Below are 11669 nucleotides of genomic sequence, written 5' to 3' on the forward strand. Positions count from 1 at the left end.
ACACCATTATCCGAAGATATGAACCTTTACATTCAAAATTAATATTGTCTATTAATGCGTTTACTTCGTTTAAACTTGACGATAATTTTAATTTATCCGAATACAAAAAAACCCAGCTAGTTTTAGCTGGGTTTCGTTTAAATTTTATAAAATAGCGCAATAGTCTGCATCTGATCTAACTCATCTGAAAAAAGGATAAATGTACCCCCCAATAAAACTTTCTGCTTGATTGAGTATATTAATAATATCGTGAGGACGTTTACCAATAACTTTAGCTTGTGCATTACATGAAACATTTTTTGTATAGTAAGTCATTAAAACTGTCCAATGCGCTAGATTATATTCTTTTAGATTTAAAATAGCGCTATCAACGATTTCCGCTTCTTCCTCTGTCAAGTATTGACGATAATCAAAATCTCTTGCAGCGCCAGTAATAACTGCTGATTTTGATGGATATTCAGTTCCGATACGTTTAAGTACGCGAGTATTTTTCCATGCGGTTAAAATTTCTTTGGTCTCTTTCATTGTTACCTCTCACCATTAATGCTTTAATTTAATTATTTATAGAATACTTTTATTTAATTATTTATAGGTTTTATATTTATTTTTCTTATAAGATTTAATTTGCTTTATATCCAAAAAATACCGTATAGAAATTCACTTTAATTTCTCACCAAATTTCACGGCTATTTTTTTGGTTATCGTTTAATAAGATGCTATCTTCTAATCGGTAACTCATTTACGATAATTTATATTATCACATGATAACCAATATTATCGATTAGATCAATAACTATTATTATTTGATGACCGATAACTTAAATTATATACTTACAACATCGATAACCATGAGATAACGATATGAATACCTTTACTGATAGAATTAATTGGGCTCTAGAAGCATCAGGCATGTCTCAGCATCAACTCGCTGAGATAGTAAAAATTAGCCAACCGGCCATTCAAAAACTCGTTTCTGGTAAATCCAACACATCCCGTAAAATCATTGAGATTGCTTCTGCTTTGAACGTTGATCTCCTTTGGTTAACAAAAGGAGTTGGAAACCCCGATATAGGGGAAAACTTGTCCAATGCAAAAATAGTGGGAACAATTGATGAATGGGATAGTAAGACACCACTTAATGATGACGAGATTGAAGTACCATTTTATAAAGATGTCAGATTATCTGCTGGAAGTGGTTTTGCTGATGACATTGAAGATTACAATGGTTATCAACTACGCCTATCGCGTTCAACCATGCGTAGATATGGTATTGATAAAGACTGCACGGTTTGTTTAACCGTTTATGGCGATAGTATGGAGCCAGTTTTTCAAGATGGAGCAACAGTTGCCATTGATCAAGCCGACACCATTATTCGTGATGGTAAAATTTATGCAATTAATCATGCTGGCTTACTAAGAATTAAAATACTTGAAAAATTACCTAATAACCAAATCAAAATCAGAAGTTACAATGCTGATTATGAAGATGAAATTGTTTCACAAGATGAAATTACTATCTTAGGGCGTGTATGGTGGCAATCATCAATACTTAATTAATCGGTCAATTTATCATTCAGATCAATATGATAATTTACATTCAATTGAGCTTGTTATGATTCTACCTTTAAAATGCATAGTATCAATGCATCATGGCGCTTATTTAAGCCCTTAAATGGGCTTTTTTATGATACATTTTCCCTTAACTTGGTTATAAACAATAACTTTCGTTATTGACAAATCTGATAACTTATATTATCATTACCACATCAATACCAATCGAGTTAACAGAGTCATTAAACAATACTACGAGTTATTTAGTGGGTTAATAAGATTCAAGTAGCTAGCAGGGGCTTATGAACATACTGCGGTCTTGATGGATGTCTTGGGCATGACGCTAAGCTGTCTAATTGGCTGTTTTGATTCGTTAACACTTAAATCAGCCAATTTAACACCTAAGCATGAAATAAAATTTATGTATAAGGATATCAATTGCTATAAAAATAGCAATCAGTACATCAGTTGCCCCGCTAGCAGGGGCTTTTCTGATAATAATAACTAAAAAATGATTATTATTTTAATTTTTTATCAATCCACTTGCATAAAACTTATTAAAAAATTCAAGTCTATTGAGCTCTCTATGACAGGGAAATAACCAAAGTTTTATGGAAGATAAAAATTGAATAAGATTGCCATAAATTACTATAAGTAACTTGGTGCTAATTATGCGTTACAAGTAATGGAACAAACCATAGAGTAACCAGAATTACCCATTATAATGGCAATAATCGCTATCAACATTAAAAAACTAAAGAAATAAAGGAAACACACGAAATAGATAAACATTAAAAACATCAATCTATGCTAACGAAATTGATATAAATAACAATAAGCAAAAAGCATAACAAAGTAATGAATAGATTCGGTCCTATTTATTTGTTAAGCAATTTAGGATTTTTGAAATTAATATTATTGCCATTGAGCCAACATTAATACCAAATACTTTTATAAAAATAGCAATATTTAGCAATGACCAACTATCATCAACAAATATTAGCGATAATGGATCATTAGTTGGAAGGAAACTCAAGGACATAAGTAACTAGATAATTAACCCATTGCTTTTATCTTTTAAATGATCATTACATTTTTTCAATATTTAGGGTTATTGATTTTGAAAATTGGCTAAATTTTGCATCAACGGTACCCTTCAAAAAATAAAATTATCACGCCACCACTAAAACTATTACCTTCATTGAATAACTTGTCTTGGATACTTAACATAAGATAATGTTGCACTGATAAAAATGGTGCACACCTATTTAGGTATGGATAACTCTAAAATTATAATCATTATCGAAAAAATAAATATAATGATTAGTCAATTATGATGATGAGATAATCGTCTTTATAAATATTCATCAACAATTAATGTCCATTAAATTTTTAAACCATTAATAACATCATTCACGGAATCAAATTTAATGGGGTTAATTCATTTTATCTTTTCTTAAAAGTGAAGTTTAAGCGATAGTCACAAAATCGATACCAACATAATCGGTGTTAAAACAACTTACGAAAAGTAACCATAACTTTTCGACTGACTAAATTTTATCTTTCTTAATGAAAAAAATAATATTCATATTAACTAATTGATTGAAATAAAAAACCCTAGATGAACTAGGGTTTGATAAGTAAGTTAACTAAAGGATTAACTATTTTTCTTCGCTTTACTTTTGTACTCATCATAATACTCTTGTGCAAGTTTACGCATTGATAAGCCAATCGCAGCGTATTGATATTCATTTAAGTTCGCTAAAGATGCACGAGCAGAAGGATGTTGTACAGCAAAACCTTTACCAGGTAATAAAACAACCCCAGCTTCATCAGCTATTCTAAATAGCATTTCAGATGGATTTTTATTTGTTAAGATCCATTGAGCAAATTTATCGTCATATAATTCACGACAAATATGTTCAAGATCAATTAGAGTATAATAATCAACACTATTTTTATCGACAGGGTGTTTAAGACCTAAATGTTGATAAAGAGACGCAGCACGACGTCGGATCAATGATTTTAATGCTGCCTTATAACTTTGATCGGTGTCAATCATTTCGCACAATGCAAATAAAACCATTTGTACTTGTTGTGGTGTTGAAAGACCAGCAGTGTGATTTAACGCAACCGCTCGGCTATCGGCAACTAAACGATCAATAAATTTTAGATTTTCTGGTTCTGTTACAATTGAACTATAACGCTTATTTAAGACTTGTTTCGTTTTGCTAGGCAATGCATTAATTTTTTTATCTAAAACATTATCTTTTGTTGTGGCAATAACACCTAAACGCCAACCTGTTGCTCCAAAATATTTAGAAAAAGAATACACCAAAATAGTATTATTAGGGCAAATAGCAAATAATGATTGGAAATCGTCAGCAAATGTACCATAAACATCATCGGTTAATAGGATGAGATCTGGACGTTTTTTTACAATATCTGCGATGATTTTTAATCCTTTATCGTCAATTTTTACTGAGGGTGGATTGGAAGGGTTGACTAAAAAGAACGCTTTTATAGAAGGATCTTCTAACTTACGCAACTCAGACTCTGGATACTGCCAATTAGCATCAGGATCAGAGTTAACTAATACCTCAACCAACTGATAATCATTGAGTTCTGGTATTTCAAGATATGGCGTAAATATTGGAGCACCAATGGCAATTTTATCACCTTTTTGAATCAAATTATTTTCTTTCATTGAATTAAAAATATATGCCATAGCGGCTGTTCCACCTTCAACAGCAAATAAATCAATATCATCAAGATCAAGATATTGAGCGCCCATTTGCTGTAGCACATAAGATTTTACAACTTCTTCACTTAAACGAAGCATCCTATCAGGAACAGGATAGTTACAACCTAAAATGCCTTCAACCATCTCTTGTAAAAAAGCATTTTCATCCAATCCAAGTTGATCACGAATGTAAGAAAAAGCTTTACCTAAAAACGAAACGCCCTCTGTATTATAATTTTGACGAATAAAATGTTCAAAGCGCCCTGTTAAACCATCTTTGATTGGAAAACCACCAACGCCCTCATTTAAGTAAGAGTAGGACATTTCCGATTCTTGCATTGCAAAGACACCTAATTGGAAAAAAGCTTGTCTTGGCCAAATAGCTAAAAAATTAGGATTCCCTCGACCTGCATTTAGCATAGCTCGATCGGCATGACTTTGTGCCAATTTAATTAAGTTATCTTTTAACTCAAAAGGACTTAAATTAGCATACTTAGCATATTGTGTTTGGTTCTTCATAATCTGTATCCTTAAATTAATATTTTAATTAAACAAAGGCCACAACCAATGGTCCTAATAAAGTCAGAAATACATTAGCTAAAGCATAAGTAATAGCGAAAGAGTTTGTTGGTGTAGAATTACCCGCTTTGTTAAGAACTTCACCAAATGCAGGGTTAGCACTACGAGCACCAGCTAAAGCACCTGCAAAAACGGCAGCATTTTTGTAACCAAGAACATATTTACCAAAATAAATAGCAAGCAACATTGGTAAGACTGTAACGACAACACCAATTAAAAACAATGATAAGCCTTGTTCCCGAATAGTATTGATGGCCTGAAGTCCAGAACTTAACCCTACTACTGCAACAAAACCAGCTAACCCGAAATCTTTTAATAGTTGCACCGCACCAGTTGGAATATTACCTATAGTTTGATGCAGTGAACGGTACCAACCGAATATCAAACCTGAAAGCAATGCACCACCACCAGCGCCTAAGGTAATTGGAATCTCACTAACCCGGATAACAATTAAGCCAATAATCAGACCAAACACCAAACCTAACCCGTGAAATATCCAATCCGTTTTTTCGCTTTTAGTGATTGGTGCACCAATTTTATCAATTACTCGACGAAGATCACTATCGGTACCATAAATGGTAATTACATCACCCAATTTGAATTGGAAGTCACTGTTAAGAGGCAGTGATTGTCCATCACGATGAATAGCTATAAGATAAATGCCATGTTTTAATTGCATTACTTCCTCAGAGGATAATACCTGGGATAAATTCTGACCAACATAACGCGAGTTACGCATTTCGACATCTTGCGTATTCATTACAACATCCATACCTGAAGCAGAATTTACTTCTGACCCAAGAAGATCATTAGCTTGTATCATGGCATCACGGTGACCAACTACCAAAATAATATCTTTGGCTTTTATTACTGTATCAGGTGATGCTTCTAAAATTTTATTGCCACGTTTAATTCGTTCGATACTAATACCACTAACGGTTTTTTCAATATCAGAAACACTTTGATTGATTTTATTAGTGACTCGATATAATCGACCACTAATATCGGATAATGCTAAGTTTTGGTTCGCACCTAATAACAGGGAGCCATGAAGCTGCTCTCCTTCAGCCTTAATCGCATCATCACCAATATCTCGCCCCATTATTTTCGGTAAAATATTCACGCAAATGATAATCGCACCGAGTGAACCAAAAATATAAGTCACCGCATAACCTATGGTCACATTGCTTTGTAAATGACTTAGCTCTTCAGGACTTACACCTAATTGACTTAATGCATCGGAAGCTGTGCCCATAATGGCAGATTGCGTTAAACCACCTGCTGCTAAACCTGCTGCAAGTCCTTTATCTAAATTGAATATTTTTGCCAGAACAACAACGGTAATTAATCCAACAACTGCAATAAAGAGTGCTAAAAAGATTTCACGAAGTGTTTTAACACCTAATGAACGGAAAAACTGCGGACCACTTTCGAATCCAACAGCATAAATAAAGAGAGCAAAAAGAACGGCTTTAACGCCAGCATCAACAGTAACACCAAAAATACTTAAAGCAACAGCCACTAATAATGATCCTGCTACACCACCAAGTTGAAATTTACCAATCCGAATACCACCTATTAAATACCCTAAACTTAATGATAAAAATAAAAGTATTTCTGGTGAGTGTTTGAGTCCATCTAAAATCCAGTTAAAAAGCCAGTGAAACATAATAATTGTCCTCAAGCGCTGTGATTAATGATTTATAGAAAAGATATTTATTAAGGAATGGAACTATATTCATTGAATTTATGAATATGACTATATATTAAACTTCAATGCAAAGAATAGAAAGTCTATTTTAACGATTAATATTATTGTTAGGAATAATAATAAACTTTAAAAAAACGCAATTAACAAATACGAAAAAAATAATGAACATAAAAATAATTATTATTCATTGATATGACTATTTCAATATCAAAATTTTCAAGGAACAGAATGCTAATTGATATGGCGGTAAATTAGAACAACAAATATATTTAATAAAGTTGTTTTTTTATTTTTTTCATCTTTACGAAAGCTAATCAGATTTAAATTTGGAAATGATAAACAAAAAAATCCGCCGAAGCGGATTATATTTAAAGCAATTTAAGAAACAATAATCCTATAAAGGGTTATTCAATACCTGATTTAAAGTACTTAGTTAATAGATTATTTAATATTGATATTTTCTTAATTTTCGCTATGGTCTTTGGATCTATCTTTCTTTCGACATTTTTTCGTGAGCCATAAAATCTCACTATTACCTGATCTTTATCATTTAGTGAATTGATATAAGATACAAATTGATTATTTAGAATAAATTTAGTCCATTCATATACAGTGCTACCACTTTTACTCTTAAAAGTTAAGTCACTAGATGATTCATATATATCATCATTTTGAAAGATCTTAAAATGATCAATAAACAGTCGTTCTTTACTACTAAATATAGCAGTAACCGTTGTAGTATATAATTTTTCTTTAAAAATAAAGGTTTCTATACTCAAAGGTTCGCTTTTTAATTCGATCTTAATAATATTATTTTGAGAATTATAGGTGAAATTGATATCATCCGTGTTAATAATATCAATGAATCGATGTAAATCATTTGGATTAGTTATTTTTTTTGATAGGGATAATAGCCCATAAAGGTTAGCATTACGCAATCTTAGACCATTTGAAAAGGTAATAATATAAATATCTTTCGATTTTGAATCTGTCTCTACTTTTGTTACATATAAATCGTCTATATTGGGAAATTTAATTTCTTTTAATTTCTCTATCTCATCTAATCGCTTTTGGTAATTTTTTGCACTAACTATCTGATTATAAGAATTGAGATCATTGAGATAAAGCACTTCTCCATTTTTCAAAACTATCTTATAGTAAATTTTATTTCCAACTTTGACTTCTTTGTCCAAATAACCTTCCATTCCGTTATATTTTTTATAAGAAGGATAAAAAAGTGAACGTGCATTGGGTTCAGAATATAAACCACTATATTTTTTCAGGTTTATTGCCTCAGCAGAATATTGATCAAAAACAAAAATATCTTTATCTGCTGGATTATATTTTTCTTTTTTAATTAATGCAGATGAAGAAAACGAAACAACCGTCAATATAAGAAACAAATAACAACAAACCTTTTTCATACCATTATCCTTAATCCTTTTTATTTTTTTGTAATAGTATGTTATTTAAGCTTTTTTGGCAATAAAAAATCCCATTTCCATCAAGAATTTTAAGGTAATAGGGGATAAAAAAATTGTGCTTGATAACATGTCTATTTGTGAAATTTAAGCGAGCTGATATGAGAGTTTGCGTATTTACTTATGCTTAATGAATAGCTATCTGAATTTTGTATTATTAAGAAAATGGGCTACTATAGCCCATTCCCTTGTCTAAACAATAACCTTTCAACATTTTTGACCACATTTTTTGAGATTTTTTCAGACAGCTTTTGTTTACGTTGAAAACTCACTGAAATAATTTTATGTGTATCAAGATGCGATAAAATAAAATCATCACTAGTACTGATTTCGTCAACTAATCCTTTATCTTTTGCTTGAGCAGCAAACCAGTGTTCTCCTGTTGCCACCTGCTCAATATCCACATTAGGACGATACTCTTTAACAAAATCTTTGAATAATAGATGAGTCTCCTCTAATTCTTGCTTAAATTTCTGGCGCCCTTCATCAGTGTTTTCTCCAAACATGGTCAATGTACGTTTGTACTCACCGGCTGTTTGTAGTTCTATATCCACATCATGCTTTTTAAGCAAGCGATTAAAATTTGGAATTTGAGCAACGACACCAATTGAGCCTACAATAGCAAACGGTGCAGCAACAATTTTACTGGCGGTACACGCCATCATATAACCTCCACTTGCGGCTACTTTATCAACGACAACAGTAAAAGGGATATTGCGTGCTCTAAAACGTAATAATTGTGAAGCCGCTAATCCATAACCATGTACAACTCCACCAGGGCTTTCTAATTTAATCACGACCTGATCTTCTGGTTTGATAATAGCAAGTACAGCAGTGATCTCTTGACGCAACTCTTCAACCTCATGAGCATCCATACTACCATTAAATGATAATACAAATAGCTTAGATTTAGTACCATGAGTGATTGTAACCTTTGTTTGTGGATTAGAATCATCAATAATGTTATTACAATCAGTTTGGTTACAATTTTTATCCTGTTTCTTTTTTTGTTTGACGGCTAATTTTGCCTGCTTTTTCTCATTTTTTTTCTGTTTTTTAAGATCTTTTGTATACTGCTTAGCTTCAAGTTCATCCATGCTTGACATCAATATATCATCTTTAACTTGTTCATATTCCTGACTGATATCCTTAACAGATAAGCGCCCAGCAACGATTGATAATTTGCGACGTTGACTTACTATAAAAACAAGGATAGACAAAATAGCAATGACCACTGTTGCGGTTTCTGCCAAGAAAAGAGCATACTGTGAAAACCAATTCATTTAACATTTTTCCTTAGATTGAATGTATTGCATTATTATAACAAGATAATTAAGAATTGTGCCGAAAATCAACAAAGATAAAATTGTCGCTTTATTCGGCAATTCAAATTAATTATACTGATACCTCAACATTATCATTCAATGAGAATCTTTATGTCTTTACGTCCAATTACTGAAATAGCACAGCAATATAATATTCCTAAACAATATGTTTTACCTTATGGTAAACATGTCGCAAAAATCGATTTATCCATTCTTAAAACAAATCAAAACAAACCAAAGGGTAAATTGATACTGGTTACTGCTATTACCCCAACTCCTCTCGGCGAAGGTAAAACTGTTAATACGATTGGACTTAGTGAAGGATTAAATTATATTGGTAAAACAGCGATAGCGTGTATTCGTCAACCAAGTTTAGGTCCGGTATTTGGCGTGAAAGGTGGTGCTGCCGGTGGCGGTCAAGCCGAAGTTTTACCGATGGAAACCCTAAATTTGCATTTAACTGGCGATATTCATGCTATCACCGCAGCTCACGATTTGGCATCAGCTGCATTAGATGCACGTCTTTATCATGAAGAACGTTTAGGTGACGAATTTACCACACAGACTGGTTTACAACGTTTAAATATTGATGTCAATCGTATCGTCTGGAAACGTGTCATAGATCATAACGACCGCGCATTACGGCATATCAATGTTGGCGTCGGTGGTGGCGTAAACGGTATTGAACGCCGTGATGGTTTTGAAATTACTGCTGCATCAGAACTGATGGCAATTTTAGCATTGGCTTCTGATTTACATGATATGCGCGCACGTATTGGTCGAATTATTTTAGCGTATAATACTCAAGGCGACCCCATCACAGCGGAACAACTTGAAGTTGCGGGTGCAATGACTGTACTATTAAAAAATGCCATTAATCCAAATTTAATGCAAACTGTTGAGCATACTCCTGTACTAATTCATGCTGGACCTTTTGCTAATATAGCTCATGGTAACTCCTCGGTGATCGCTGACCGCATTGCCTTGCAACTGGCTGATTATGTTATTACTGAAGCTGGATTTGGTTCTGATATGGGAATGGAAAAGTTCTTCAATATCAAATATCGTCAAGCAGGTATAAAAGCGTCTTGTGTGGTGTTAGTCGCTACTGTTCGCAGCCTGAAATCAAACAGTGGTAGATATAACATTAAACCAGGACAAGCCATCCCTAAAGAGATCTCAGAATCGAATGTAGAACTACTCGAAATTGGTGCAGCTAACTTAGCATGGCACATTAACAATGCTAAAAGTTATGGTTTAAAGGTAATTGTTGCTATTAATCGCTTTCCCCATGATAGTGAGGAAGAACTCACTTTCTTACAAAAATATGCTATTGACCATGGTGCGTTTGCTTGTGAAGTGAGTGAAGTATTTACCCATGGTGGTCAGGGCGCTGAAAAACTGGCACAACATATTATTAAAGCTTGTGATACGCCAAGTGAAATTAAGTTACCTTATCCGGATAATATGCCTTTAATTGAAAAAATTCAAACCATGGTAAAAAAATATGGTGCCAATAAAGCAAATCTTTCCAAAAAAGCGCTTGACAATATCAAAGAGATCGAAGCATTAAAACTCGATCACCTGCCTCTTTGTATTGCCAAAACGCCAATGTCAATCAGTGCCGATCCCAACTTAAAGAATGTACCAACGGATTTTGATGTTGATATCAGTCATTTAGCGATTTCTGCTGGTGCTGGATTTATTCGAGTCTATGCTGGTAATGTAATGACTATGCCTGGACTGGGTACCAATCCGGCTTATCGACAAATTGATATTGACAAGGATGGTAATATTATAGGTTTAAGTTAATGCAAAAAGTAATTATGCAAACCAAACAACAATATAAAGCTTTTATTGACGAAGAAAATTGTATTGGCTGTGGTAAATGTATTCGCGTTTGCCCAACCGATGCTATTGTCGGCAGCAAACAAGTATTACATACCGTATTACCGCAGTTATGTACTTCGTGCAGTAATTGCATCAATACGTGCCCAACAGACTGTATTACATTAAGTACATTAGGTATAGCATTAAGTGAAAATGAAGAGTTACGACTGACTGAGAAAAAGCAACAACGCTTAAATTACAATCAACTTGTACCACCTACGATACTATTTCCACACACAATGCCTGTAAATCACAGCAGTCAAACTAGCCCAAGCGATCGCAAACAATCGATTGCTGATGCGATTGCTAGAGTCAAAGCCAAAAAAAACCTCGCTAAATAGCGAGGTTTTTTATTCAGTTATTATATCCTATCTTTCAGATTAATAACA

The 11669-nt window shown here is 33.2% G+C and carries 7 protein-coding genes and 1 pseudogene; 3 read left to right on the forward strand and 5 right to left on the reverse strand.

Features of this window, described 5'->3' with window-relative positions; all coding sequences use genetic code 11:
- Positions 1-180: 180 nt before the first annotated feature.
- Complete coding sequence (locus J3U19_RS01950; RefSeq protein WP_267339780.1) at positions 181-525, reverse strand: antiterminator Q family protein; 345 nt, start codon at positions 523-525, stop codon at positions 181-183.
- Between the two features lie 336 nt (positions 526-861).
- Here J3U19_RS01950 and J3U19_RS01955 point away from each other — a divergent pair, with 336 nt between their 5' ends.
- Positions 862-1557 carry an XRE family transcriptional regulator gene (locus J3U19_RS01955; RefSeq protein WP_267339781.1) on the forward strand — a complete coding sequence of 232 codons (696 nt, stop codon included), beginning with the start codon at positions 862-864 and terminating at the stop codon, positions 1555-1557.
- 1651 nt (positions 1558-3208) lie between these two features.
- Here the strand turns inward: J3U19_RS01955 and J3U19_RS01960 are convergent.
- From J3U19_RS01960 to sohB, 4 genes are all read right to left on the reverse strand, one after another.
- Positions 3209-4813: a bifunctional aspartate transaminase/aspartate 4-decarboxylase gene (locus J3U19_RS01960; RefSeq protein ID WP_267345304.1), complete on the reverse strand. Its 1605-nt coding sequence runs from the start codon at positions 4811-4813 to the stop codon at positions 3209-3211.
- A 28-nt stretch (positions 4814-4841) separates the two neighbouring features.
- Entirely contained in the window at positions 4842-6542 is a 1701-nt protein-coding gene (gene aspT, locus J3U19_RS01965; RefSeq protein ID WP_267345305.1) for an aspartate-alanine antiporter, read from the reverse strand.
- Between the two features lie 446 nt (positions 6543-6988).
- Positions 6989-8008: a hypothetical protein gene (locus tag J3U19_RS01970; RefSeq protein WP_267339784.1), complete on the reverse strand. Its 1020-nt coding sequence runs from the start codon at positions 8006-8008 to the stop codon at positions 6989-6991.
- Positions 8009-8238: 230 nt separating this feature from the next.
- Positions 8239-9348, reverse strand: coding sequence for a protease SohB (sohB, locus tag J3U19_RS01975; protein WP_267345306.1), 1110 nt, complete (start codon positions 9346-9348; stop codon positions 8239-8241).
- A gap of 153 nt (positions 9349-9501) precedes the next feature.
- Between sohB and J3U19_RS01980 the strand changes: the two genes are divergently transcribed.
- Both J3U19_RS01980 and J3U19_RS11510 read left to right on the forward strand, forming a co-directional pair.
- Positions 9502-11202: a formate--tetrahydrofolate ligase gene (locus tag J3U19_RS01980; RefSeq protein WP_267339787.1), complete on the forward strand. Its 1701-nt coding sequence runs from the start codon at positions 9502-9504 to the stop codon at positions 11200-11202.
- A 26-nt stretch (positions 11203-11228) separates the two neighbouring features.
- Positions 11229-11405, forward strand: a pseudogene (locus J3U19_RS11510) (RnfABCDGE type electron transport complex subunit B); the annotation flags it as partial.
- Positions 11406-11669: the final 264 nt, after the last annotated feature.

This window comes from Gilliamella sp. B2828 (genome assembly GCF_026537125.1).
In the GTDB taxonomy this organism is placed as follows: Bacteria; Pseudomonadota; Gammaproteobacteria; order Enterobacterales; family Orbaceae; genus Gilliamella.